Raw genomic sequence first — 23,427 nt, forward strand, 5'->3', positions numbered from 1 at the left:
GCAACACCCCTTTGGGGACCGCATCGCGTCCGGTCGCCACGGTGGATTTTTGACTCGCTATTCATTAATCTTCTGATTAAACCCGATAAAAATATGGGGCAGAGGAGTTCGACCAGTGCAGATCCTGACATCGCGCATCACCCGCGCCATCACGCTTGTGGCCGTGGCTGCAAGCCTGTCCGCGTGTGCTTTGCCGCGTTCTGGTCCGAACAAGAAAGAGATCTTTGCTGGCTCCGTTCTGGAAAAAGGTGATTCTTTCGTCGTGACCGTCAATGACCGCGTCAACGCCGCCACCGCCATCAATCAAGAGCTCGGCTTTTCCTCCGCGTTCCAAAACGCGGGCGTGATCGGGTCTGACACGATTGCGCCGGGTGATGTGCTGTCGCTCACCATCTGGGAAAACGTCGATGATGGCCTTCTGGCGGGCCAAGGCGCAAATGCGACCGTCCTCTCCGAGGTTCAGGTAGATGGCGGCGGCTTCATCTTTGTGCCTTATGCGGGCCGCGTCAAAGCCGCGGGCAACAGCCCCGAGGCCATCCGCCGCATCATCACCGAAAAACTCGACACCCAGACCCCTGACCCGCAGGTTATGGTCGCCCGCGCCGCCGGCGATGGCGCCACCGTGACCATCACGGGTCAAATCGCCGGTCAGGGCGTCTACCCGATCGAGCGCCCGACCCGTCGCCTCACCGCCATGCTGGCCAAAGCGGGCGGCGTCTCCGTCGAACCCGATGTGGCGCAGGTCAAGGTTATTCGCGGCAGCTCAATCGGCACCGTCTGGTTCGCCGATCTCTACGAGAACCCGAAATACGACATCCCTCTGCGCGATGGCGACCGCATTCTCGTAGAAGCCGATCCCCGGTCCTTCACCGCGATGGGGGCAACCGGCGGTCAAAGCGTGATCTCGTTTGAGACCCGCAACCTCTCCGCGCTGGAAGCCATCGCCCAAGTCGGCGGGTTGCAGACCAATGCCGCCGATCCGACCGGCGTCTTCGTGTTCCGCAACGAACCCGAAGAAATCGCCAAACAGGTTATGGGCCGTGACGATCTGGTCGGCACGCAACGCATGATCTATGTGCTGGACCTGACCCAGCCGAACGGGCTGTTCCTCGCACGCGACTTCCTGATCCGTGACGAAGACACGCTTTACGTCACCGAGGCGCCGTTCGTCCAATGGCAGAAAACTCTGGGCGCGATCACTGGCACCGCGACCTCGGCCAATTCGCTCAGCAACCTCGCCAATTAAGGCCCATGGTCGATCCCGACCGCATCGCATCCAAAGCCGCCCCGACAGTGTCCGGGCGGCTTTCCTTTGCGCCGCCCCTGTTGTTCCAACGGGTTCTCGCAGAGCCTGATCTTGCCTGCGTCACACGGCAGGACTGGGACGCTCTTCTGGCCGAGAGCGGGCTGGACGACAGCGCGAAACTCGCGCGGGCCCGCGATGCAATCGAGTGGCTGGTTTCATTGGAAGTGTCTAAGTTTTCGGCGCATACGTCCGAAAAGACGCTTCCGAATGTTCCATATGTGCTCGTTTTGGATCAGCCCCGCGCCTCGCAAGCGGCCCCGACTGAGGCCGATATGGCCGAAATGCTGGTCTTTGCGCAGACAGAATTGCTCAATGCGCAGGTCGCAATCCTGACCTGCGAAGATGGTTTTTTCGTAAATCACAACGACCCGCGCGTGACGCTTTTGCACGCTGATGCACCGCTCTACCCGCTTTTGGAAAATGCCACGTCGGTCTATACTCATAGTGCAGGTGCCGGGTTTGACGCCATTCTGGTGGGGCATCGCCCACGGGTCTTTGGGCGTCCTTGGTACGGCAGCCTCGATCTCACACAGGACGAGAATCCTAATCCTCACAGCACCCGCCGCCTCACCCGCGCGCAGCTTTTCTGCGGTGCTATGATGATGTCGACGGCATGGCGGAGCGGGGACACCGAACTTGAGATCGAAGACATCCTGAGCCGCCTGGAGGCCCGAATTCGGGCCGAAAGCGACGACAGAGCGGGCTATGTCGCCTCAAATATTTTGCCTTGGAAGCGCCCTTTCTTGCGGCAGTATCTGGGACAGAGCCGAATCGTGTTTTCCGACAATGCAGAAGAGATTGCCCGGCATAAGAGCGAAGGCGCGCGCCACCTTGCATGGGGGCAGAGCGCGGAGTCTGACCTGCGCCTTGAGGACGGCTTTCTACGCTCGCGTGGTCTCGGTGCAGCCCTCGTCCGCCCGCTGTCTCTGGTGCTCGACGATCTGGGAATTTACTTCGATCCGACCCGCCCTTCGCGGCTCGAAACCTTGATCAGCGCGCGGGTGGACCTCAACGACCGGCAACGCAAGCGTGCCGAGACATTCGTGCGCCGCCTGACGGAGCTGCGCCTGAGCAAATACAATGTCGGAGAGGGCCAACCTGCGTTGCCGGAGGGGCACCGGCTTCTGGTCGCCGGACAAGTAGAGGATGACGCCTCGATCCGTCTCGGTGCCGGGGAGATTGCGACCAACCTTGCGCTGTTGCAGGCCGCCCGCGCCGCCCATCCCGAGGCGGTGATTGTCTACAAACCACACCCGGATGTCGAAGCGGGCCTGCGCCGCGGCAAACTCTCAGAGGCGGCTCAAATTGCCGATGTGATCGCTCACAAAGCCGATCCGCTGGCCCTCATAGAGGCCTGCGACGAGGTCTGGACCATGACCTCTCTAATTGGCTTCGAGGCGCTCCTGCGCGGCACGCCCGTGACCTGCACCGGCGCGCCGTTTTATGCCGGATGGGGGCTGACCACTGACCTCGGTTCCACGCCCGCCCGGCGCGCGGCACGGCCCGATGTGATGGGCCTCGCCCATGCGGTTCTCATTGATTATCCACGTTATTTTGACCCGAAAACCGGCGCGCCTTTGTCGCCTGAAGAGGCGTTGGAGCTTTTGGCATCGACACCAAACGGGCGCAGCCGCGCCGCACAGTTTGCGCTTGCGAAACTGCGCCAACTGCGCGCCGCTCTTTTAGGTCTCCGGTAAGCTCCAAAGGCTCAGCGCGTCTGGTCCGATCCGCTCAAAGCTTTCCAACCGATAGCGCGGCGCCGCCGCCAGACGGTCCAATCCCAGCGCACCCAGACCCGGCATGCCTTCGGCGCCGATCGCCAGACCTGCGGTGAAAAGAGCGACGCGATCGACCAGTTCCGCCGACAAAAGCGAGGCCGCCAAGGCCCCGCCCCCTTCGCAAAACACCCGCGTCAGACCACGCGCGCCGAGCGCTTGGAAAGCCGCCTGCGGGTCGAGATGTCCGGCCAGAACGCCAACTTCGATCAGCTCCGCGCCGAGGCCTGTCCAGGCCGATTTCAACTCTGCGCTGACGTCCGGACCATGAAGAATCCAGACCGGCACCTCCTGCGCCGTGCGCGCCAGTTGGCCGTTAAGAGGCAGGTCGAGACGACGCGACATCACCACCCGCACCGGTTGATGCGAGACGCCCAGACCGCGCACGGTCAGGCCCGGATCATCGGCCCGCGCGGTGCCGCCGCCCACCAGAACCGCGTCGTGATTGGCGCGCATGGCATGCACCCGACGCCGCGCTTGTGGGCCGGTGATCCATTGGCTCTCACCAGTTGCGGTGGCGATCCGCCCGTCCCAAGAGAGCGCCAATTTCAGCGTCAGCATCGGGCGGCCTTTGGTGACCTTGAAGAGAAAGCCCTGTTGTTGGCGGCGTGCCTCTGCTTCAAGCACACCCGAGGTGACGGAGAGACCTGCGCTTTGCAAAATCGCAAAGCCCTTGCCGTTCACCCGCGGGTCCGGGTCACCCAAGGCGACGACGACATGCGACACGCCCGCCTTGATCAGAGCTTCGGAACAGGGGGGCGTTTTGCCGTGGTGGGAACAGGGCTCCAGCGTCACATAGGCCGTGCCGCCGCGCGCCAGATCGCCCGCTTGAGCGAGTGCCATGGCCTCTGCGTGAGGTCGCCCGCCAGGCTGGGTCCAGCCACGTCCAACGACGCGACCGTCTTTGAGGATCACACAACCGACGGCGGGATTTGGCCACGTCCGCCCAAGCCCACGCGCCGCCAAGGACAGCGCGTGACGCATGTGGCGTTCATCAAAAGTTTGGCTCATTCGTCAGACTTGGGATCCGGGCGCAACTCACTGACAAATTTGTCGAAATCGTCGGCGGCCTGGAAGTTTTTATAGACCGAGGCAAAGCGCACATAGGCGACGGTGTCGATCCGCGCAAGGCTTTCCATTACGATCTCGCCGATGGTTTTCGACGGGATATCCGTCTCGCCCATGCTCTCAAGACGGCGCACGATGCCAGAGATCATCTGATCCAGACGCTCCGGTTCGATCGGGCGTTTCTGGGCCGCGATGCGGATGGAACGCTCTAGTTTGTCGCGGTCGAAATCCTCGCGCCGGCCATTGGTTTTGACCACAACGAGATCGCGCAGTTGCACGCGCTCGTATGTGGTAAAGCGTCCGCCACAGGCCGAACAGAACCGTCGCCGACGGATCGCAACATGATCTTCAGCCGGACGGCTGTCTTTCACCTGGGTATCGACATTTCCGCAAAATGGACAACGCATCTGCGCCCCCTTATCTCATCACTGCCTCAGTCATCTGGGGTCTTTGCCCCAGTTATCCACAGGCACTATAGGGGGAAGCCCAGAATTTGGGTAGTGATAATTTGCATCGCTAGATGTTGTGGGGACACTCTTTTCAGACGGTCATCGCAAGAGCGCCATGACCCGACGCGTGTGCGGACGGCTGCGATGTTCGAAAAGGTAAACACCTTGCCATGTTCCAAGCGTCATTCGGCCATTTAGAACAGGAATTGTGAGTGTTGTGGGCAAAATCGCGGATTTGATATGCGCGGGCATATCGTCCGGCCCCTCGTAGGTATGGGTCAGATAGGCCATGGACGGATCGGTGGTCGGCGGCACCAAGCGATGGAAAAACGCGGCAAGATCGGTTTGCACCTCCGGGTCGGCGTTCTCCTGAATGACGAGAGAGGCGGAGGTGTGTTGCACCATCACGGTGAGTGCGGCCTCCATTGACCCCTCCCCCGCGACCCAACGCGCCAGATCGGCGGTGAATTCATAGAGACCGGGGCCATGCGTCGTGATCTCGAAAACGCGATGGCTCATTCGCACTGCTCCTGCCACTGGCTGTCGTCGAAACTCCAACAATACCCCGCCGCCTCATAAGCATCCGAGAAAGAAAACGGCGTGTAGGTCACAGTACCGGGCAGACACTCCAGACGCGCCAAGTCTTCTTCGCCCCGCTCAACCATAATACCGCCGGTGATCTCATGCGCTTCGGTCATGCGGTCAAAATCCCCCCAGATGCGATAGGTCACATCGGCGTTTCTGAACTCAATAACTTCCCAAATCGAACCGCCGACCCCATTCCAAGGCGTCACGCCGATCTCGTCATATTTGCGCAGCAGAAAGAGTTCAGGCTTGGCGTTCGGGCGCCCGAAAACATAGGACATGCCCTGCGCAGATGTGCGCAGCGTGACCTCTTTGCCGCTGACAAACTGGCACTGGAACAGTGGCTCGTCTTGAGCCTGTGCGAAAGATGGAAGGGCCATCACGGCGCAGCTCATGCAAATAAGGAATTGTGCTTTCATGGGTCCAGCCTATCGCGGCTCTCCCGGCCTGCATACGGGGAAACTGCTCTCCCCCGCACACATGACATTATTCCGCGACGCACCGCACGGTCGGGCCCGCCTCAGCCTCCGTCAGAGACGCGCTTTGAACGGTCGCCTGTTCAACGGGCCCCAGAAAAACCTGCTCCAATGTCGCGACACAGCGATCCAAATCTTCGGCTGGCACCTTGATCAGAACCGGCTCGGGATTGAGATGCTCGTCGCTCAAAGGCACATAGGGGGAGGCCATCGCAGCCCCCGCAAGGGCAGCACAGATCAGGGCGAGTATTTTAGTCGTCTTGGTCATGTGTTTCTCTCATCGCTGTTGCAGCTCTGATTAAGAAACGCCTGAAAGGTTAATCGAGTTTCATCTCGGCCCGAATTTCCTGTGGATAAGGCCCATGTCGCGGGGCCTTGCCCGAGATTTCAGCTCTTGTCGAACTGCGCCCTTGCGGCTTCGACTTGGGGCATCATTCTTTCGGCCCAGACGATCATATGGTGCAGCGGCTCGAGGAACGAGCGCCCCATCTCCGTGAGGCTATAGACGACCGAAGGCGGTTTCGTGTCGAAGACCTCGCGCGCGACCAACCCGTCCCGTTCGAGATCGCGCAGAGACTGCGTCAGCATGCGTTTGGAAATATCTGGCAGCGCACGGCCGAGCGCGTTGAACCGCTGCGGCCCGTTTTCCAGTTCGAGCAGAATCAGCGAGGTCCATTTCGCCGCGACGTGATCCAGCACCTGCCGCACAGGGCAGTTCTGGAAATCGAATCCCATCGCCTTCCATTCCTCAAGGCGGCTCAGCTGCATATCCCGCATGACCTAGGTTCCCTTCATGTAACCTGGGACCGAAAACCTGCCTCCTTTTCAAAGGCGATTTAGGTCTCTAAATGAGACCTATATTCGAAACGATCCCAAAAGGAAAGATCATGACAACCTATCTCGTCACCGGCGCCTCCGGCCAACTCGGTCACCTCGTCGTCGATCACCTCGCCACCCTTGTCGCCAAAGACGACATCCTCGCCCTCGTCCGCTCCGACAAAGCCGCCGACGCCTATGCCGCCAAAGGCATCGCCACCCGCCGCGGCGATTACACCGATGAAGCTGCCCTCGAAGCCGCTTTTGCCGGTGTCGACCGCCTGCTCCTGATCTCCTCCTCCGAAGTCGGCCAGCGCGCCACCCAGCACGGCAATGTCATCAAAGCCGCCAAAGCCGCAGGCGTCAAATTCATCGCCTACACCTCGATCCTGAATGCCGACACGGGCAACATGGCGCTGGCCGAAGAGCATCTCGCGACCGAAGCCGCACTCAAGGATAGCGGCATCCCCCACACCCTGTTGCGCAACGGCTGGTATTCCGAAAACATCACCATGACGTTGGGCCAAGACCTTGAACTGGGTCAGCATTTTGGCGCCGCGCAGGACGGAAAACTCGCCACCGCATCGCGCAAAGACTACGCCGAAGCCGCCGCCATTGTGCTCGCTGGCGGTCATGACGGCGAAGTTCTCGAACTCGCCGGTGACGCGGCCTACACGCTGACCGAATATGCCGCCACCGTGACCGAACTGTCCGGCAAAGAGGTCACATACACCGACATGCCCGAAGCCGCGTTCACCGAGGCGCTCGTGGGCGCTGGTCTGCCCGGCCCCTTCGCCGCGATTCTCGCGGATTCGGACGCGAAAGCCGCCAAAGGGTCGCTGTTTGACGACAGCAAAACGCTGTCCAAACTGATCGGCCACCCGACCGAGCCGATTGCCGAGACGATCAAAGCCGCGCTCGCTTAAACATCTAGGCCCAATCATTCTGGCCTAAACGTCCTCGCGGCGCGGAGCTGATTGCCAGCCGCGCCGCGAACCGCTTAAATGTCACAAAGGGAGATCACAGATGAAACAGTTTTTACTGGCGACGGCCTTGATCGCCGCCCCCATCGCGACACAAGCAGAAAGCGCGCGCGACATCGTGATCGCGGGCGTCACTGCCGTCTTCATCGAACCGGATGTGGCGGCCATCGACCGCCTGTTCCGCGAAGACTACATCCAACACAATCCGAATTTTCCGAATGGTCTCGACACCCTGCGCGGTTTCGCCAGCGCCCCTGCCGAAGGCTTTGCCTATGAGATCGGCAACGTGATCGCCGATGAAGAGGCCCAGATGGTCGCCGTGCATTTCCGCGCGACGGGCTGGGGCCCTGAGCCGATGGTGGGCGTCGACATGTTCCGCGTCGAGGACGGCAAGATCGCCGAGCATTGGGATGTGCTGCAGCCCGAAGTGCGCGACACCGCCTCTGGCAACCCGATGTGGACGCCTGCGCCGTAAACGTCAGAACGAGAGCGGCGCTACTCCAACGCGAAGGGCTCCGCGATCCAGGCGTGCTCTGGGCGCATGTCGTCCAGAAACCGCTCTCGCCACTGTTTCGAGAGGCCATCAGACTGCTTCTGCGTCCGTTCGGACGGCTGCGGTTGGGCCGTGCTTTCCGGGTCGAGAAAATCGCGGATCTCGGTCAGTTTAAACTCGGGCGCCGCGATCAAAGAGGCGTAATCTAACCGCAAAACCTCGCCCTCATGATCGGCCAGATAGGCGGCCCAGGCGAGGTTTTGTGATCGCAGGTTCTCCGCCGCCTTGACGATCTTGCCGTAGCGATAGGTTGCCTTGCCCTTGGCTGGCGCTCCGCTGATCCATTGCCCGGTCTGGTTGGCCTTCTCAAAAGAAATCGCCTGTCCCAAAAGGTCGCCCCGATAAATGTGGATCACGCGCTCAATGGTGCCGAGCGGGGCGAGCCTGTCGGTGCCGATGTGGGGGCTGAATTGGCTCCAATGCGCCTTGATCCCGAACCGCCCGTTGGGGCTTGTGCGGTGACGGATGATGTCGCACAAAAGCCCCGGCAGGCGGTGGTTGCCAAACCGGGCTTTCCAACCGCTAAAATTGCCCTTGTTGAGATATTCGAGCGGTACGCCAAAACCGCCCATCGCAGTCAGCGCATGGCCCAGATAATGGCTGCCGCAGCGAGGCGTCGAGGCGATCAGATAGGTCTTTGGCGCGCCCTCGAAGAGCGGCAAGTCCATCTCGGTCGAGAACTGGTCGGGATAGGCGAAGGCCTCGTTGACGGACGCGTTTTGAGCCGTGTCAGTCAAAGATGCGCGCCCCCATCTGGTCGATAAACATCTGCGCCTTGTGCAGGCTGGCCATCCGCGCGTCGTCTTCGCCGCCCATGGTGTCGGCGCGGATCATGTGGTGGGTCTTGGTCTCGCCGTCGATGTCCTTTTCGATCCGAGCGGCAACGCGGTAACCGTTCGCTTCCTTGATCGGCTCCGGAAAAATGCGGAACTCATCGCCGTAAAGCTCAGGCTTTGCGTCTTCTTTCGACGCGCTCTGCGCCCCGGATGAACCACCAGATTTGCCGCCGAAGAGTTTGGAGAAAATGGACATTTGGGCCTCCTGTTTGAAAAGGTATTTTGAAGCCCTTGGCGCCCAAGTGCAAGCCGCGCATCGCCTGACCGGGGGATGGCGATCAAAGGCTTGAACGGCGTGCTTTATCCCCGCCAAATCCGTCGGACTTTTGATCCAAGCGCCGCGCTCACAAAATCGCCAGACCGCCGGACGGGTCATGCCGGAGGCATGCTTTCAGCATGACCGATGCGCGGCGGCCTACGGCCTTGTTACGCGCCAATCCCAACTGCACAAGTTACCTTAAAACTTTGCTATCAACCCACTTTTCAAAATCAGGCCCGTATTCTGTAGTGTCCTTGATGATTTCCCAAGCCTGTATGAAAGCCTTTCTCTTCAAAGCAGTCTCAATCCCACCACTCCAAATTCGCCACGACTCTGCGTCGATCAATCCACGATTATGCAGATTCCACTCTTCGAAGCAGAGGTCGAAGTAAGCTCTCTGATTGCGCATGAAGTCTTCACGCTCATTGTCATTTAGAGCAGAAATTTCAAATTTTTCGTTGTCATTTATAATTTCAGGCAGCCGATAAACGACTTCAGCGTACCGACGCGTATACTCAGAATAGTTCTGGAGTTTGAGCTGCTTGCCAACAACCCCAAGCTGCCAGAGCACAGCGATCAAGCCCAAGATCGAGACGGCTAAGCCAATAATTTCAAGGTACATATCTAGCCCCAAACAAAAACGCCCCCCTTTCGGGAGGCGCCTCTAACTTTACTGATCCAAGAACGACCGCAGCTTCCGCGACCGGCTTGGGTGCTTCAGCTTCCGCAACGCCTTCGCCTCGATCTGACGGATACGTTCCCGCGTCACGGAGAACTGTTGGCCCACCTCTTCGAGCGTGTGGTCGGTGTTCATGCCGATGCCAAACCGCATCCGCAGCACGCGCTCTTCACGCGGCGTGAGCGAGGCCAGCACGCGGGTGGTGGTCTCTTTGAGGTTCTCCTGGATGGCCGCATCGAGGGGCAGAACCGCGTTCTTGTCCTCGATGAAATCGCCCAATTGGCTGTCTTCCTCGTCGCCGATCGGCGTTTCGAGAGAGATCGGTTCCTTGGCGATTTTCATCACCTTGCGGACCTTTTCGAGCGGCATTTGAAGCTTTTCGGCCAATTCTTCCGGCGTCGGTTCGCGACCGATTTCGTGCAGCATCTGACGGCCGGTCCGCACCAGCTTGTTGATCGTCTCGATCATGTGCACAGGAATCCGAATTGTCCGGGCCTGATCCGCGATAGACCGCGTGATCGCCTGACGAATCCACCATGTGGCGTAGGTCGAGAATTTATAGCCGCGACGGTATTCGAATTTATCGACCGCCTTCATCAGACCGATGTTGCCTTCCTGAATGAGATCAAGGAATTGCAGACCGCGGTTGGTGTATTTCTTGGCAATGGAAATCACGAGACGTAAGTTGGCCTCGACCATTTCCTTCTTGGCCTGACGGGCCTCTTTTTCGCCCTTTTGCACCTGTTGCACGATGCGGCGGAATTCGGAGATGTCGACGCCGACGTACTGACCGACCATGGCCATTTCGCCACGCAGTTCTTCGACCTTGTCGGTGTGACGCTCGATGAACATCTGCCAGCCCCGGCCCGCTTTTTCGGCCATCCGATCAAGCCAGTTCGGGTCAAGCTCCGCACCACGATATTCCTCGATGAATTCGCGACGGTTGATCCGCGCCTGATCGGCGAGTTTCACCATGCTCGAGTCGATGGTCATGATGCGCTTGTTGATGCCGTAAAGCTGGTCGATCAGCGCTTCGATCCGGTTGTTGTGGAGATGCAGCGAGTTCACCAGCACCACGATCTCGGAGCGAAGCTGTTGATATTGCGCCTCTTCGTCCGCGGAGAAAGAGCCATCCTCGTTGAGCGTGGCGGACATCCGCAGATCCTGCATCTCGGAGAGATGGGCGAAATCCTCGGAAATCCGGGCGAGCGTTTCGAGAACCTGAGGCTTCAGCGCCGCTTCCATGGCCGCAAGCGACATGTTGGCCTGTTCGTCCTCATCGTCGTCGTCGTCATCCGTGGAGATCGGATTGCCGTCGGCGTCGTATTCCTGTTCTTTTTCCTTGGCCTCGGCGCCACCGCCGCCGACATTCAGGCCCTCGACGACATTCGCCTCCTCATCGCCGTCGACACCGCCGCCAAAGGTGGCCTCAAGGTCGATGACGTCGCGCAGGAGAATGTCCTCGGACAGAAGTTCGTCGTGCCAGATGGTGATCGCCTGGAAGGTCAGCGGGCTTTCGCAGAGCCCGGCGATCATCGTGTTGCGGCCGGCCTCGATGCGTTTCGCAATCGCGATCTCGCCTTCGCGCGACAGCAATTCGACAGAGCCCATCTCGCGCAGGTACATCCGCACCGGGTCGTCCGTGCGGTCGAGTTTTTCGGTCTCAGACGCGGCAACGGCCACCTCGCGCGAGGTGTTCGCGGTGACAAGTTCGCCACCCTTGGCGTTCTCGTCCTCGTCTTCGACCTCTTCGTCTTCGATGATGTTGATGCCCATCTCGGAGAGCATCGACATCACGTCTTCGATCTGTTCCGAGCTCACCTGTTCCGGGGGAAGCACCTTATTGAGCTGATCGTAAGTGATGTAGCCCTTTTCACGCGCCTCGCCGATCATCTTTTTGACCGCGGCCTGGCTCACGTCGAGCATCACGTCCTGATCCTGATCCTCGGTCTTGGCGTCGTCATTGTCCTTAGCGGCCATGCGGCTCTCCCCTCATCAATCCTGTGGTCTTTACGGGTTCCCCCCCGAAGACCAAATGGTGCGATTTTGCCCGAATCGCTGCGGACATCGTCTCTGTCCGGCTGATTTCACGAATCATGTCATGCGAATCGGCGATTCGCCACCCGAATACCCATATTTCCTTAACCAAGCTTGCACCAGTGGCCCACGCACGTTGCTTTTACGCATCGCATACTGAGCTAGTGCCGTCCCGACACAGGTCAAACCGGGCCTCTGCCCGTTTCCTGAGCGCACTTTGTCTCAGGTATTGTCCCCGGCATTGTCGCACGCGAGCTATTTCTGCCGACCGGGCGCAATCCGGTCCAACAGGGCGCGAAATGCATCGCGTTCATCACGCGACAACTCAAGGCCGTTCTCGGCTGTGTCGAATTCGGTTTTATCTTCGGCCTCCGCCTTTGTTGCCCGATTGCGGGCCTCGGCGGCCTGTCTGAGCCGCCAAGTCACTTTCTCGTCTTCTGCCGCCAAGAGATCGGCCAACCCCTCGTCCAGCTCGGTTTTATAGCCGCGCCGGGCCTTGAGTTTGGCCAGCTCTTCCGTGAGGCACATCTGCGCGATCTCGCGATCGGGCCGCCGCACAGGGGGCGTGATCTGCACATGGGGATGCGACAGCAATCGGTCAAGGGGGCCGCGACCGACATCCATCGCAACTTTCTCGCGCAACTCCGCCGCCTCTTCGACATCGGCGTGGATCAAGAGCGCATGGAGGAGTGCTGCGTGCTCTTCGGTGCGGGGCTGGAGAGATTCGAGTTGTGACAGAAATTCAAGCGCCATGCCGGGGTTGCACAGGAGCACGGCGAGCACCACAGCTTCGCGCATCAGATCGGCCTGCGCTTCGTCGCCAGAGACGATGAGCGAGGCTTTGAGACCTTCGGTCGGCACGGCGGGACCTTTGAACCGCCCTCCGAATTTGCCCTTCGCGGCGGGTGTCCAGGGCCGACGCTCGCCGCCGCCCCCGGACGGTGCGCTGTCGCGACTTTTGCCACGAAACAGCTCGAAGCGCATATCTTTGAGGATCTCGCCATAATGGCCTTTGATCGACGCATCGGCGATGGGCCGGATCGCATCGCGCAGGCTTTTGTCCAACGCGGCACGGCGTTCGGGGCTGTCGAAAACCTTGCCCTCGGTCTCGCGCCGCCACAAAAGCGCGACCATCGGCAAAGCGCCGTCGAGCACCTCTTGCATGGCCTCGCGGCCCTTGGCCTTGATCAACTCGTCGGGGTCCTGCCCCTCAGGCAGAATGGCAAAGCGCAGCCCCTTGCCGGATTGCAGCAAAGGCATCGCCAAATCAATCATCCGAAACGCGGCACGAAGCCCCGCCTTGTCGCCATCGAGCGCGATCACCGGCTCGTCGGACATCCGCCACATGAGCTGCAACTGCCGGTCGGTGATGGCGGTGCCTAGAGGCGCCACGGTGGCTTCAAAGCCTGCCTCAGCCATGGCGATCACGTCCATATAGCCCTCGGCCACCACCAGTGTCTGGCCCTGACCACAGCCCGCCCGCGCGTCCTTATGATTGTAGAGCGCAGCGCCTTTGTCGAACAAAAGCCGCTCTGGGCCATTGAGATATTTCGCCCGCGCGTTCGGGTCCATGGCACGACCGCCAAAGGAAATCAGCCGCCCGCGCGCGTCGCGGATCGGGAAGGTGATCCGGTCGCGGAAGAAATCATAAGCGTCGCGCCCGTCGTCGGGTTTGGCGACCACACCCGCCTCGATGGCCAGCTCGGTGGAAATGCCCTGCTCTTTCAGCGCACGGAGCAACGCATTGCCCGAGGGCGCAAAGCCGATCTCGAAGCGTTCACGCGTCTCTGGCCGCATGCCGCGTTTGTCGAGATAGGCCCGCGCCTGCGCGCCGCCCTGTTGCGAGAGGTTCAGCCGGAAAAACCGGTTCGCGGCCTCGTTGACCTTGGCCAGCTCCGCGCGCTTGTCGGATTTCTCCTGCGCTTTCGGATCGCCTTTTGGCACCGGCATCCCGGCCTCTTGTGCGAGAATCTCGATGGCCTCCATGAAGCCGACATTCTCGGTCTCGCGCACGAAGGTAATCGCATCGCCTTTGGCGTGGCAGCCGAAGCAATAATAATAGCCGTCCTTGTCGTTGACGTGGAAGGAGGCGGATTTTTCGTGGTGGAACGGGCACGGCGCCCACATGTCGCCCTTGCCGGGGTTCGATTTGCGCGCATCCCACATGACCTTGCGGCCGACCACATCGGTCAGCGACAGGCGGTTGCGCAGCTCATCCAAGAATCCCGGGGGTAATGACATGAGGGCAAGTATTCTCCGAAAATCGGCACAAGGTCCAGAGCCGAGACAGGGCGCACCCTCTTCAAGATGAAACGGGCACCTCGAATCGCATTGCGGCGGGATCATGGCCGAACTGCGGCGCAATAAAGGCCAATCGCGGCAAAACCAAGACGCCGTTTTCGCCTCCTGCGTCCAGCCCGATCAATCACGCCGGTTTAGGCGGGATCAAAGCCACGAATGTGACCATTTCAAGGCCAGGCGTTTCTGAACTTTACGGCTGGTAAAGAGCGGATCAAACTTAGCCCCGTGTGAGGCGTGTATGCACGGGAAAACCCGGCCACATCAAAGCACATACTGGGGAATTGGGGGCACCACTCGCATAAAGAGACGGTGTCATGTTGGGTAAGGTTGAAAGCCGCGAAGCGGGACTTCATCTGTTAAAATCGGGCCGAGGGATAACCCCCGCGTCCGAACATCTTGTAAACTCCGGGCGCCTGAAGGCGCTGGCGGACATGTGGCGTTTGCGCCGGGATTTTGCGCGCGACGAGCATGGCTCCTTCACGATTTTTGGCATGTTCACCTTTGTGATCATCCTGCTGCTGGCCGGGATCGGCATCGACATCGTGCGTCACGAAGCGTTGCGCACAGAGTTGCAGAACACCCTCGACCGCGCGGTTCTTGCCGCAACCAACCTTGAAAACACCAACGCCCCCAAAGACGTCATCATCGACTATTTCGCCAAGGCGGGCCTGAGCCAATATCTCAAAGAGGACGATATCAAGATCGTGCCTCTGGGCGACGGTCGTCAAGTCAGCGCCTCGGTGGAGGCTTCGCTGCCCACCTATTTCATGAAATTCGCCGCCATCAACGAGCTCGAACTTGCCAGCCACAGCATGGCGGAACAGGGTCTGTCGGGGCTTGAGGTGTCGATGGTGCTCGACGTCTCCGGCTCGATGAACAACTACAGCCGTCTGACCAACCTCAAATCCGCCGCGCGTGACTTTACCGACACCGTCTTTGCCAGCGCCGGCAGCGACGAAGTGTCCTTTTCCGTGGTTCCCTATGCCACGCAGGTGAATGCGGGTCAGGGCATTCTGTCCAAGCTCAACATCTCGAATCCCCATAACAAATCTCACTGCATCAACTTCGTGGAAGACGATTTTTCGATGCTGGCGCTGCAATATGCGGATGCCGAGGGCACGATCCGTTACTACGACCAGACCATGGATTTCGACGCGTTCAACAACAACTGGAACGATCTGGACATGGCCTTGCAGGACCCAACTTGTGCGTCGGCCAGCTCGCGTGAGATCCTGCCCTTTTCCAACAACCAGACCCAGATCAAGAATTACATCTCGGCGCTTTCCGCCTACGGCAACACATCGATCGATCTGGGGATGAAATGGGGCGTCGCCCTTTTGGACACTTCGGCACAATCGGTCTCGGGCTCTGAACATCCGGCCGATCCGTCCGAGGCCCAGAAATTCATCGTGGTGATGACAGACGGCTCGCACACCAGCCAATATTTCATGCCCGATCCCTACCGCGACGACGATGAACACACCGGCGTCTACAAGGACAAGAACGGCTATGTCTATGTCAGCGCAGATCGAAGATCCTGCAATTACTATAATTGCTGGAACACGACATATTATACAAAAATCCAGAACAACAGCATCTCAAGCAGCCTGCCCTACAGCTTAGGCTCCGGCAACATCTGGGAAATGACTTGGTCGGAAGTCTGGTCCAAGATGACCGTCTACAACCACGCCTACGCCCGCTACCTCGCGGCGAACAACAGCAACGTCTACTACGACTGGCGCGACGCGACGCGCAAAAGCTACGGCACCAACACCAAGGACAACCGCCTGTTGGACATTTGCTCCACCGCGAAAGAAGCCGGGATCATCATCTTTGCCATCGGGTTCGAGGCCCCGACTGCCGGACAAAACGTCATGCGCAGCTGCGCCTCTTCGGACGCACATTATTACGATGTGGAGGGGATGGAGATTGCCGAGGCCTTCTCTGCCATTGCCACGAAGATCACCGAGCTGAGGTTGGTTCAATGAGCATTCTGTCCAAGCTTCGCCGCCTCAGCCGCCGTCACGCCAAAGACGAGGACGGCGTCGCCACGGTGGAATTCGTGTTTGTGTTTCCGGCCTTCATATTCCTGATGATGGGCGGCTATGAGATCGGCTATTACTCCGTGACCGGCGCCATGCTGGACCGCGGGCTCGATCTGGCCGTACGCGATGTGCGTTTGGGCAACATGCCCACCGTGACGCTCACGCGACTCAAATCCGCGACCTGCGAATATGCCCGTTACGTGCGCAAATGCGACGAAAACATCCACATCGCGCTGGAACCCGTCGATGCCCGCAACTTTGTGCGTCCCGATGCCATCGCGGCCTGTATCGACCGCTCTCAGAACGTGACGCCGAACACCACCTTTACAGACGGCGGCGAAAACGAGCTGATGCTGGTGCGGGCCTGCGTCAATGTCGACCCGATTTTCCCGACCACCTGGCTGGGCGCCGCCATGCAGCGCACCGAAGGCTCGGGCTATGCGCTGGTCTCAACCGCCGGTTTCGTCAACGAGCCGAACAGTTAAGGGGCCGATCATGACACATATGAATCCCAGACAGCTCCTGCGCAAACTGACCAAGGCCTTTCATCGCGACGAGGCCGGCTCGATGTCCTTGGAGGCCATGTTCATGGCCCCGTTCCTGATCTTTTTGATCATGTTCATCTACACATTCTTTCTCGCCTTCGAGGCCAAGACACAGGCGAACAAGGCGAATTACACGATCTCGGATTATATATCGCGTCAGACCGATACGATTGATGCGAACTTCCTCGACGGGTTGGGAGAGCTCTACAAGTTCCTCAACAACGAGGGCGACATCTCCATGCGCGTCTCCGCCGTGCAATTCGTGATCGACGAGGATGAGAACGAATATTACGAAATGGTCTGGTCCTACGGCATCGGCGACTACAGCGCCCTGAGCGGGGAAGGCGTCAGTGTCCTTGAACCCCGCCTGCCGCTCATGGCCGACGGCGAAGAGGTCGTTGTGGTCGAAACCCTGCGCCCTTGGATGCCTTTGTTCCGGATTGGACTGACCGAGATGGAATTCGCCGATATCGTCACCACGAAACCGCGTTTCGCCTCGCAGGTGGTGTTTGATGACGGCTCGACGGAAATCAACGATACCGAACACCAGGATTCCGATGACAGCGATGTCGACGCCTCGGGCAATTCAACGGGGACAAACACCTCCGGCTGGAATTGGTGGCACTAAAGCATCCTTACCGCATCTGAAACCGCAGGAATGCCAGCCTCATAAGTACCTGTCTCTGTGTTAAGAGGGGCACCTCTTCATCCGGTCAGTCGATCCGACCGAGACCACCGATCCGGGCCGCGATCACATCGGCCATGGCCTTGCCCTGCCCCGCAGGTGTCACCCCGCCAACGCCCAGACGTTTGCCGAACCGCCACCACAGCCCCGGCGCCCAGACTCGGGCGGCGGGGGCGTTCAGCCGGATGACAAAGCCGTTCGAAGGTTTGAAGGCAAAGGTGCCCCGCTCGACCCGCGCGATCTCGTCCAACCGGCAGAGCACACGGCCCCGCGAGCCATCCGCCGCCTCTTCGACCAGCGCGTCTTCGGTCAGAACCAGCCGCAACGCCGTGGCCTGCCACAGGCGAAAGGCCACCCACAACACGCCCGCGGCCATCACCAAAAGCATTGCGAGCCAGCCTCCGCCAAGCCCCTCCGGCCCAAGAGCCACCCGCAAGAGCAACACGCCCAGCACCACCAACATGCCAACGGCGGTCACGCGCCGCATCATTGATGGCGTCACATTTAGATCGGTCGTCTTCAGATCGGTCACGGGCTCTCTCCTGGCGGTCCTCTGCTCAAAAGGCTTTAGCCCGGCTCGCGGAAAAGGGAAAGGCAAAGGCGGATTGTCCACATGCGCCGCGCGGGCTAGAACGGGGGCACTGATTTAGGAATCTCTCATGCCGCATATCCGTGCCATGCCTTCGCTGCTGACAACTGGCCTGATCGCTCTGATCCTCGGTCTGTCGGCTTGTACGGACCGCCCCGACCTGTCGGGGCGTGTGGCCCCCGTGGACCCAAATCTCGCCTGGCCCAGCCTGTTGGACACCACAGCGTTGGCACAAGGCGCGACCGATGAGACAGCGGCGGCAGACAGCCAAATGCAGGCGCAAAGCCTTGAGGCCCGCGCTGCGGCACTCAGGTCTCGTGCCCGCCGCCTGTCGCAAACGCCGGTTCTGAGCACTTCCGAGCGTAGCCTGCTTTTGACCTCCATCGCGCGTCTTGACGCCACTCAGTAATCTCCTCAGCCACTCACACGAGATCAGGCGCACAGGCCGCAACGCCCCTGTCCAACATGAGTTGCATATGCCCCCGTTCGCGGCTATCAGAACGGTCAGTTTTCTCACCCAGCCGGAGCTTCTCATGCCCAAACCTACGTCCTCCCAAGCCCCCCTGCGTCTCGGCATTGCAGGCCTTGGCACCGTTGGCGTCGGCGTGATCAAGATCGTCCAGCGCAAGGCCAATCTCTTGGCGCAACGCACCGGTCGCCCCGTGGTGATCACCGCCGTCTCTGCCCGCTCGAAAGACAAGGATCGCGGCGTCGATATTTCGTCCTACGCCTGGGAAGACGATCCCGTCGCTTTGGCGCTGCGTGACGATGTGGACCTCTTCGTCGAGCTGATGGGCGGCTCCGATGGTCCGGCCAAGGCCGCGACCGAAGCGGCTCTGGCGGTTGGCAAGGATGTCGTCACCGCCAACAAGGCGATGCTGGCTCACCACGGCCAGATGCTTGCGGAAAAGGCCGAAGCCAAGGGCGCCGTGCTGCGGTTTGAGGCCGCTGTTGCCGGCGGCATCCCGGTGATCAAATCGCTGACCGAGGGCTTGGCGGGCAACCGCATCGAGCGCATCGCGGGCGTGATGAACGGCACCTGCAACTACATCCTGACCCGGATGGAGAACGAGGGCCTGAGCTACGATGAGGTCTTTGAGGCGGCAAAGGCTCTTGGCTATCTGGAGGCCGATCCGACACTGGACGTGGGCGGCATCGACGCAGGCCATAAACTGGCGCTTCTGGCCGCCATCGGCTTTGGCACGCAGGTCGATTTTGACAATATGGTCCTCGAAGGCATCGAGCGGATCACCATCGAGGACATCCGCCACGCCGCCGATATGGGCTATCGCATCAAGCTTTTGGGTGTGGCCCAGATGACCGGTCGTGGCCTTGAACAACGCATGACGCCTTGCCTCGTGCCTGCGCTCTCTCCGCTCGGCCAGCTTGAGAACGCCACCAATATGGTCGTGCTCGAAGGCGACGAAGTGGGTCAGATCGTACTGCGTGGTGCAGGCGCGGGCGAAGGCCCCACCGCCTCCGCCGTCATGTCCGACGTCTTGGACATCGCGCGCGGCATCCGTGTGCCGACCTTTGGTGCCCCGGCGACTACACTGGACAAATCCACCCCGGCTGTCGCCGCGACGCCTGCGCCTTATTATTTGCGCATGTCGCTTTTGGACAAACCCGGCGCCTTGGCGAAGATCGCCGCCGCTTTGGGCGACGCGGGCGTTTCCATCGACCGGATGCGCCAATACGGCCAAGACGCCAACCCGGAGATCGCACCCGTGCTCATCGTCACCGATGCCACCTCGCGCAGCTCTCTCGATGCCGCTTTGGCGGGGATGAAAGCCACCTCCGTGCTGGCGACCGACCCTGTCGCGATCCGCATCGAAAACGTTTGACGTCTGGGGCCTCGGGCCCCGACCTCGCTTCTGAAACCCTCGGACTTTGGCCTATTCAATTGCCATGCAATTGAGACGCAATTGTTGTAAAAATTTCATCCAGATCAGCGTGTTGGCGCAAACATCGAAATGTTAGCGCCCAGAGGGACCCAGCGCCCTTGCTCCGATTGGGAACATGTGGTCATGAAGAAGAACAGAACTTCCTGTCCGTCTCAAAAGGACCCCTACACTATGTCGCAAGCCCCCGCTTTTTATGACCGCATGCTTTCCCTTGGCCTCGCCCGTGTGGCCGAACAGGCCGCCATCGCCTCCGCCGATTACGTCGGCCACGGTGACGAGAAAGCCGCGGACCAGGCCGCTGTGAACGCCATGCGCGAACAGCTCAACTCTCTGGACATCCAGGGCGTCGTGGTGATCGGCGAAGGCGAACGCGACGAGGCTCCGATGCTCTACATCGGCGAAAACGTCGGTACCGGCAATGGCCCGGCGGTGGACATCGCGCTCGACCCGCTCGAAGGCACCACGCTGACCGCGAAAGACATGCCGAATGCGCTGACCGTGATCGCCATGGCGCCGCGCGGCACGTTGTTGCACGCCCCCGACGTTTACATGGAAAAACTGGCGATCGGGCCGGGCTATCCGAAAGACGTCGTCTCGCTCGACATGACCCCGACCGAACGCGTCGAGGCGCTCGCGAAAGCCAAAGGTGTCACGCCGAAAGAGATCACGCTCTGTGTGCTCGAACGTCCGCGTCATGAGGACATGATCGCCGAGCTGCGCGCCACGGGTGCTGCGATCCGCTTGATCACCGATGGCGATGTCGCCGGTGTGATCCACTGCGCCGAGCCGAAAACCGGCATCGACATGTATATGGGCTCCGGCGGCGCGCCTGAGGGCGTTCTGGCGGCTTCCGCATTGAAATGCATGGGTGGTCAGATGTGGGGCAAGCTGTTGTTCCGCAACGATGACGAGCGTGGTCGCGCCGCCAAAGCGGGCATCACCGATCTCGACAAAATCTATTCCCGCGACGAGCTGGTGACCTCCGATGTGATCTTCGCCGCCACCGGCGTGACCGACGGCTCCATCGTGCCGGGGATCAAACGCGAGCCGGGCTTCCTGACCACGGAAACCATCCTGATGCGCTCGAAAACCGGCTCTGTGCGTCACATGACCTATCGCAACCCGATCAAGTAAACGCGCTTGGGACGGTCAAAGCCGTCCCAGGTCTGGACATTGTTCTCCCTTCGCTGGCAAATGGCCCGCGAAGGGATTTTTTTATGCGCGCACTCATTCTCATCGACATTCAAACCGGGTTCGACGACCCGAGCTGGGGGCGCCGCAACGCCCCTGACGCAGAGGTCAACGCCGGACGCCTTTTGACCCATGCCCGCACACAGAATTGGGAGGTGATCCACATTCGCCATGCCTCACGCGAAACGGGCTCGCCCCTGTCAGGAGAGGGTCTGACCTTCAAAGCCGAAGTGACGCCTCTTGCCGGTGAGCTCATTTTCGAAAAATCCGTCAATTCCGCCTTTATCGGCACCGGCCTTGAGGCGCATTTGCGTCAGACAGGATGCACCGATCTGGTGATCTGCGGGCTCACCACGCCGCATTGCGTCTCGACCACCGCGCGCATGGCCGCCAACCTCGAATTTGCCGTGACGCTGGCGCATGATGCCTGCGCCGCGTTTGAGAGCAACGCCGACACCTCCTGGGCCGACTTGCCCAAGATGTCCGCCGAAGAGATTCACACCTCTGCCGTCAGCCACCTGCACGGCGAATTTGCATCTGCCCGCAGCGTCAGCGATATTGTGAACCATGGCTGATTTTCTCAATGTCTCCGCCTCCCTCACAGGCCGCCGCTGGGTCGGCCCTTCGGTCGAGCGCGACCGTCAGGCCGAGGCTCTGGCGCAGCAAACCGCCCTCCCCCTGCCGCTCTGTCAAACGCTCGCCCGTCGCGGTGTGACGCCCGAAGAGGTCGCGGGATTTCTCGACCCAAAACTCAAAGAGTTGCTGCCCGATCCTTTGACGCTCAAAGACATGGGCGTGGCGGCCACGCGGTTTCTCAAAGCGGTCAAATCCAATGAGAAAGTCGCCGTTTTCGCCGATTACGATGTCGATGGCGGCACCTCGGCTGCGCTTTTGATCACATGGCTCAAGCAGTTGGGGCGCCCCGCGACGCTCTATATTCCCGACCGGATCGACGAGGGTTATGGGCCGAATGAGCCCGCGATGGAGGCGCTGGCCCGGGATCACGACCTGATCATCTGTGTCGATTGCGGCACACTCTCCCATGACGCCATCGCCGCTGCCAAAGGCGCGGATGTGGTGGTACTGGATCACCATTTGGGCGGCGAGACCCTGCCCGATTGTGTCGCCGTGGTGAACCCGAACCGCCAGGATGAGAGCGGCGATCTGGCGCATCTCTGCGCCGCCTCCGTGGTGTTTCTCATGCTCGTCGAAGCGGGGCGTCAGATGCGGGCCGAGGGCGCCAAAGGCCCTGATCTCATGGCGATGCTCGATCTCGTCGCTCTCGCCACCGTCGCCGACGTCGCGCCCCTGATCGGCGTGAACCGTGCGCTGGTGCGGCAGGGACTAAAAGTGATGGCCCGACGCGAGCGCATTGGGTTGCGCGCGCTGGCCGATGTCTCCCGCATGGATTCGGCGCCAACCTCTTATTCACTGGGCTTCATGCTCGGCCCCCGGATCAACGCCGGCGGGCGGATCGGTGCGGCCGATCTCGGCGCGCGGCTGTTGTCCACCGAAGACCCGCATGAGGCGCAGGCGCTCGCTGAACGGCTTGATGCGCTCAACACCGAACGTCGCGAGGTGGAGAACGCCGTGCGCGCCGAGGCGCTGGTGCAGGCCGAACTGCGCGGGCTGGAGGCCCCTCTCGTGTGGGCCGCTGGCGATGGTTGGCATCCGGGCGTCGTGGGCATCGTCGCCTCGCGCCTGAAAGAATCCACCAATCGCCCCGCCGTTGTGATCGGTTTCGACGAAGACGGCGTCGGCAAAGGGTCCGGGCGGTCTGTCTCAGGCGTCGATCTCGGTGCCTCGATCCAGCGGCTGGCCGCCGAGGGGCTTTTGGTCAAAGGCGGCGGGCATAAAATGGCGGCGGGTCTGACCGTGATGCGCGATCAATTAGAGCCCGCGATGGAACGGCTGGCCGAGCTATTGGGCAAACAGGGCGCGGGCGATCTCGGGCCGTCGGATTTGAAACTCGACGGGCTTTTGATGCCCGCCGCCGCCACGCCCGAGCTGATCGCACAACTGGAGGCCGCCGGCCCCTATGGCGCTTCGGCCCCTGCCCCACGCTTTGCTTTCCCCGACTGCGCCATTCACTTCGCCCGCCGCGTCGGTGAAAGCCATCTCAAAGTGACCTTTTCCGCCGGTGTCGGCCCGCGCATCGATGCGATCAGCTTTGGCGCTTTCGACGGCCCGCTCGGCCCCGCGCTCGAACGCCACGGCGGTGCGCGCTTCCATCTGGCGGGACGTCTGGAGATCAACACCTGGGGCGGGCGACAATCGGTGCAACTGCGTCTCGAGGATGCGGCCGAGGCGTAAACCTCGGCGCATTCCCAATGCGACATCGCCCA

General features: G+C 60.6%; 24 protein-coding genes. 12 read left to right on the forward strand and 12 right to left on the reverse strand.

What is annotated here, in order from left to right:
• Positions 1 to 115: 115 nt before the first annotated feature.
• Both ACN0X0_RS02765 and ACN0X0_RS02770 read left to right on the forward strand, forming a co-directional pair.
• Positions 116 to 1,246, forward strand: a complete 1,131-nt coding sequence (locus tag ACN0X0_RS02765; protein ID WP_417263564.1) for a polysaccharide biosynthesis/export family protein — start codon at positions 116 to 118, stop codon at positions 1,244 to 1,246.
• Positions 1,247 to 1,251: 5 nt separating this feature from the next.
• Complete coding sequence (locus ACN0X0_RS02770) at positions 1,252 to 3,003, forward strand: capsular polysaccharide biosynthesis protein (protein WP_417277915.1); 1,752 nt, start codon at positions 1,252 to 1,254, stop codon at positions 3,001 to 3,003.
• Here ACN0X0_RS02770 and ribD read toward each other — a convergent pair.
• The 6 genes from ribD to ACN0X0_RS02800 all read right to left on the reverse strand — a co-directional run bounded on the left by ribD (position 2,989) and on the right by ACN0X0_RS02800 (position 6,436).
• Entirely contained in the window at positions 2,989 to 4,092 is a 1,104-nt protein-coding gene (gene ribD / locus ACN0X0_RS02775) for a bifunctional diaminohydroxyphosphoribosylaminopyrimidine deaminase/5-amino-6-(5-phosphoribosylamino)uracil reductase RibD (RefSeq protein WP_417277916.1), read from the reverse strand. The two genes, ACN0X0_RS02770 and ribD, sit on opposite strands and share 15 nt — an antisense overlap.
• Entirely contained in the window at positions 4,089 to 4,556 is a 468-nt protein-coding gene (nrdR, locus tag ACN0X0_RS02780; protein ID WP_167600004.1) for a transcriptional regulator NrdR, read from the reverse strand. Before nrdR ends, ribD begins: the two co-directional genes overlap by 4 nt.
• A 141-nt stretch (positions 4,557 to 4,697) precedes the next feature.
• On the reverse strand, positions 4,698 to 5,117 hold the full coding sequence (locus tag ACN0X0_RS02785; protein ID WP_417277917.1) for a secondary thiamine-phosphate synthase enzyme YjbQ: 420 nt from the start codon (positions 5,115 to 5,117) through the stop codon (positions 4,698 to 4,700).
• Entirely contained in the window at positions 5,114 to 5,563 is a 450-nt protein-coding gene (locus tag ACN0X0_RS02790; RefSeq protein WP_417277918.1) for a hypothetical protein, read from the reverse strand. Before ACN0X0_RS02790 ends, ACN0X0_RS02785 begins: the two co-directional genes overlap by 4 nt.
• Positions 5,564 to 5,669: 106 nt before the next feature.
• Positions 5,670 to 5,927: a hypothetical protein gene (locus tag ACN0X0_RS02795; RefSeq protein WP_417263559.1), complete on the reverse strand. Its 258-nt coding sequence runs from the start codon at positions 5,925 to 5,927 to the stop codon at positions 5,670 to 5,672.
• A 119-nt stretch (positions 5,928 to 6,046) separates the two neighbouring features.
• The gene (locus ACN0X0_RS02800; protein ID WP_417277919.1) at positions 6,047 to 6,436 is read right to left on the reverse strand and encodes a winged helix-turn-helix transcriptional regulator; all 390 of its coding nucleotides are present in this window, start codon (positions 6,434 to 6,436) and stop codon (positions 6,047 to 6,049) included.
• Between the two features lie 110 nt (positions 6,437 to 6,546).
• On the opposite strand from ACN0X0_RS02800, the gene ACN0X0_RS02805 reads away from it, so the two are divergent.
• The gene (locus ACN0X0_RS02805) at positions 6,547 to 7,401 is read left to right on the forward strand and encodes an SDR family oxidoreductase (protein ID WP_417277920.1); all 855 of its coding nucleotides are present in this window, start codon (positions 6,547 to 6,549) and stop codon (positions 7,399 to 7,401) included.
• A gap of 100 nt (positions 7,402 to 7,501) precedes the next feature.
• Positions 7,502 to 7,933 (forward strand): nuclear transport factor 2 family protein, encoded by a 432-nt coding sequence (locus ACN0X0_RS02810; RefSeq protein WP_226549793.1) that lies wholly within the window; start codon positions 7,502 to 7,504, stop codon positions 7,931 to 7,933.
• A 20-nt stretch (positions 7,934 to 7,953) separates the two neighbouring features.
• Here the strand turns inward: ACN0X0_RS02810 and ACN0X0_RS02815 are convergent, their stop codons facing one another.
• The 5 genes from ACN0X0_RS02815 to dnaG all read right to left on the reverse strand — a co-directional run bounded on the left by ACN0X0_RS02815 (position 7,954) and on the right by dnaG (position 14,063).
• Positions 7,954 to 8,748 (reverse strand): Stf0 family sulfotransferase, encoded by a 795-nt coding sequence (locus ACN0X0_RS02815; protein ID WP_417277921.1) that lies wholly within the window; start codon positions 8,746 to 8,748, stop codon positions 7,954 to 7,956.
• Positions 8,741 to 9,043: an HlyU family transcriptional regulator gene (locus tag ACN0X0_RS02820; RefSeq protein WP_417277922.1), complete on the reverse strand. Its 303-nt coding sequence runs from the start codon at positions 9,041 to 9,043 to the stop codon at positions 8,741 to 8,743. The genes ACN0X0_RS02815 and ACN0X0_RS02820 overlap by 8 nt, the downstream gene beginning before the upstream one ends.
• A gap of 256 nt (positions 9,044 to 9,299) precedes the next feature.
• Positions 9,300 to 9,728: a hypothetical protein gene (locus ACN0X0_RS02825; protein ID WP_417277923.1), complete on the reverse strand. Its 429-nt coding sequence runs from the start codon at positions 9,726 to 9,728 to the stop codon at positions 9,300 to 9,302.
• Positions 9,729 to 9,776: 48 nt separating this feature from the next.
• Positions 9,777 to 11,765, reverse strand: a complete 1,989-nt coding sequence (gene rpoD, locus ACN0X0_RS02830; protein ID WP_417277924.1) for an RNA polymerase sigma factor RpoD — start codon at positions 11,763 to 11,765, stop codon at positions 9,777 to 9,779.
• A 312-nt stretch (positions 11,766 to 12,077) separates the two neighbouring features.
• Entirely contained in the window at positions 12,078 to 14,063 is a 1,986-nt protein-coding gene (gene dnaG / locus ACN0X0_RS02835; protein ID WP_417263551.1) for a DNA primase, read from the reverse strand.
• Between the two features lie 374 nt (positions 14,064 to 14,437).
• Here dnaG and ACN0X0_RS02840 point away from each other — a divergent pair, with 374 nt between their 5' ends.
• From ACN0X0_RS02840 to ACN0X0_RS02850, 3 genes are read left to right on the forward strand one after another with little or no spacing between them, the layout of a single operon-like run.
• A complete protein-coding gene (locus ACN0X0_RS02840; protein WP_417277925.1) occupies positions 14,438 to 16,111 on the forward strand; it encodes a pilus assembly protein TadG-related protein in 1,674 nt (557 codons plus the stop codon).
• Positions 16,108 to 16,653: a TadE/TadG family type IV pilus assembly protein gene (locus ACN0X0_RS02845; protein ID WP_417277926.1), complete on the forward strand. Its 546-nt coding sequence runs from the start codon at positions 16,108 to 16,110 to the stop codon at positions 16,651 to 16,653. Before ACN0X0_RS02840 ends, ACN0X0_RS02845 begins: the two co-directional genes overlap by 4 nt.
• Positions 16,654 to 16,663: 10 nt before the next feature.
• Positions 16,664 to 17,341, forward strand: coding sequence for a TadE/TadG family type IV pilus assembly protein (locus ACN0X0_RS02850; protein ID WP_417277927.1), 678 nt, complete (start codon positions 16,664 to 16,666; stop codon positions 17,339 to 17,341).
• An 85-nt stretch (positions 17,342 to 17,426) separates the two neighbouring features.
• Here the strand turns inward: ACN0X0_RS02850 and ACN0X0_RS02855 are convergent, their stop codons facing one another.
• A complete protein-coding gene (locus ACN0X0_RS02855; RefSeq protein WP_417263547.1) occupies positions 17,427 to 17,930 on the reverse strand; it encodes a hypothetical protein in 504 nt (167 codons plus the stop codon).
• 127 nt (positions 17,931 to 18,057) lie between these two features.
• Between ACN0X0_RS02855 and ACN0X0_RS02860 the strand changes: the two genes are divergently transcribed.
• The 5 genes from ACN0X0_RS02860 (at position 18,058) to recJ (ending at position 23,395) form a co-directional block, all read left to right on the forward strand.
• Entirely contained in the window at positions 18,058 to 18,396 is a 339-nt protein-coding gene (locus ACN0X0_RS02860) for a hypothetical protein (RefSeq protein WP_417277928.1), read from the forward strand.
• 124 nt (positions 18,397 to 18,520) lie between these two features.
• A complete protein-coding gene (locus ACN0X0_RS02865) occupies positions 18,521 to 19,831 on the forward strand; it encodes a homoserine dehydrogenase (RefSeq protein WP_417277929.1) in 1,311 nt (436 codons plus the stop codon).
• 231 nt (positions 19,832 to 20,062) lie between these two features.
• Positions 20,063 to 21,025: a class II fructose-bisphosphatase gene (gene glpX / locus ACN0X0_RS02870; RefSeq protein ID WP_226549760.1), complete on the forward strand. Its 963-nt coding sequence runs from the start codon at positions 20,063 to 20,065 to the stop codon at positions 21,023 to 21,025.
• Between the two features lie 83 nt (positions 21,026 to 21,108).
• Positions 21,109 to 21,657: a cysteine hydrolase family protein gene (locus tag ACN0X0_RS02875; RefSeq protein WP_417277930.1), complete on the forward strand. Its 549-nt coding sequence runs from the start codon at positions 21,109 to 21,111 to the stop codon at positions 21,655 to 21,657.
• Positions 21,650 to 23,395: a single-stranded-DNA-specific exonuclease RecJ gene (gene recJ, locus ACN0X0_RS02880; RefSeq protein WP_417277931.1), complete on the forward strand. Its 1,746-nt coding sequence runs from the start codon at positions 21,650 to 21,652 to the stop codon at positions 23,393 to 23,395. The genes ACN0X0_RS02875 and recJ overlap by 8 nt, the downstream gene beginning before the upstream one ends.
• Positions 23,396 to 23,427 lie beyond the last annotated feature (32 nt).

The organism is Celeribacter sp. (assembly GCF_048270365.1).
In the GTDB taxonomy this organism is placed as follows: Bacteria; Pseudomonadota; Alphaproteobacteria; order Rhodobacterales; family Rhodobacteraceae; genus Celeribacter.

Bases quoted from the DNA above. Each gene is read 5' to 3' on its own strand.
- ACN0X0_RS02770 (WP_417277915.1), top strand. From the start codon at position 1,252: ATGGTCGATCCCGACCGCATCGCATCCAAAGCCGCCCCGACAGTGTCC.
- ribD (WP_417277916.1), bottom strand. From the start codon at position 4,092: ATGAGCCAAACTTTTGATGAACGCCACATGCGTCACGCGCTGTCCTTG.
- nrdR (WP_167600004.1), bottom strand. From the start codon at position 4,556: ATGCGTTGTCCATTTTGCGGAAATGTCGATACCCAGGTGAAAGACAGC.
- ACN0X0_RS02785 (WP_417277917.1), bottom strand. From the start codon at position 5,117: ATGAGCCATCGCGTTTTCGAGATCACGACGCATGGCCCCGGTCTCTAT.
- ACN0X0_RS02790 (WP_417277918.1), bottom strand. From the start codon at position 5,563: ATGGCCCTTCCATCTTTCGCACAGGCTCAAGACGAGCCACTGTTCCAG.
- ACN0X0_RS02795 (WP_417263559.1), bottom strand. From the start codon at position 5,927: ATGACCAAGACGACTAAAATACTCGCCCTGATCTGTGCTGCCCTTGCG.
- ACN0X0_RS02800 (WP_417277919.1), bottom strand. From the start codon at position 6,436: ATGCGGGATATGCAGCTGAGCCGCCTTGAGGAATGGAAGGCGATGGGA.
- ACN0X0_RS02805 (WP_417277920.1), top strand. From the start codon at position 6,547: ATGACAACCTATCTCGTCACCGGCGCCTCCGGCCAACTCGGTCACCTC.
- ACN0X0_RS02810 (WP_226549793.1), top strand. From the start codon at position 7,502: ATGAAACAGTTTTTACTGGCGACGGCCTTGATCGCCGCCCCCATCGCG.
- ACN0X0_RS02820 (WP_417277922.1), bottom strand. From the start codon at position 9,043: ATGTCCATTTTCTCCAAACTCTTCGGCGGCAAATCTGGTGGTTCATCC.
- ACN0X0_RS02825 (WP_417277923.1), bottom strand. From the start codon at position 9,728: ATGTACCTTGAAATTATTGGCTTAGCCGTCTCGATCTTGGGCTTGATC.
- rpoD (WP_417277924.1), bottom strand. From the start codon at position 11,765: ATGGCCGCTAAGGACAATGACGACGCCAAGACCGAGGATCAGGATCAG.
- dnaG (WP_417263551.1), bottom strand. From the start codon at position 14,063: ATGTCATTACCCCCGGGATTCTTGGATGAGCTGCGCAACCGCCTGTCG.
- ACN0X0_RS02840 (WP_417277925.1), top strand. From the start codon at position 14,438: ATGTTGGGTAAGGTTGAAAGCCGCGAAGCGGGACTTCATCTGTTAAAA.
- ACN0X0_RS02845 (WP_417277926.1), top strand. From the start codon at position 16,108: ATGAGCATTCTGTCCAAGCTTCGCCGCCTCAGCCGCCGTCACGCCAAA.
- ACN0X0_RS02850 (WP_417277927.1), top strand. From the start codon at position 16,664: ATGACACATATGAATCCCAGACAGCTCCTGCGCAAACTGACCAAGGCC.
- ACN0X0_RS02860 (WP_417277928.1), top strand. From the start codon at position 18,058: ATGCCGCATATCCGTGCCATGCCTTCGCTGCTGACAACTGGCCTGATC.
- ACN0X0_RS02865 (WP_417277929.1), top strand. From the start codon at position 18,521: ATGCCCAAACCTACGTCCTCCCAAGCCCCCCTGCGTCTCGGCATTGCA.
- glpX (WP_226549760.1), top strand. From the start codon at position 20,063: ATGTCGCAAGCCCCCGCTTTTTATGACCGCATGCTTTCCCTTGGCCTC.
- ACN0X0_RS02875 (WP_417277930.1), top strand. From the start codon at position 21,109: ATGCGCGCACTCATTCTCATCGACATTCAAACCGGGTTCGACGACCCG.
- recJ (WP_417277931.1), top strand. From the start codon at position 21,650: ATGGCTGATTTTCTCAATGTCTCCGCCTCCCTCACAGGCCGCCGCTGG.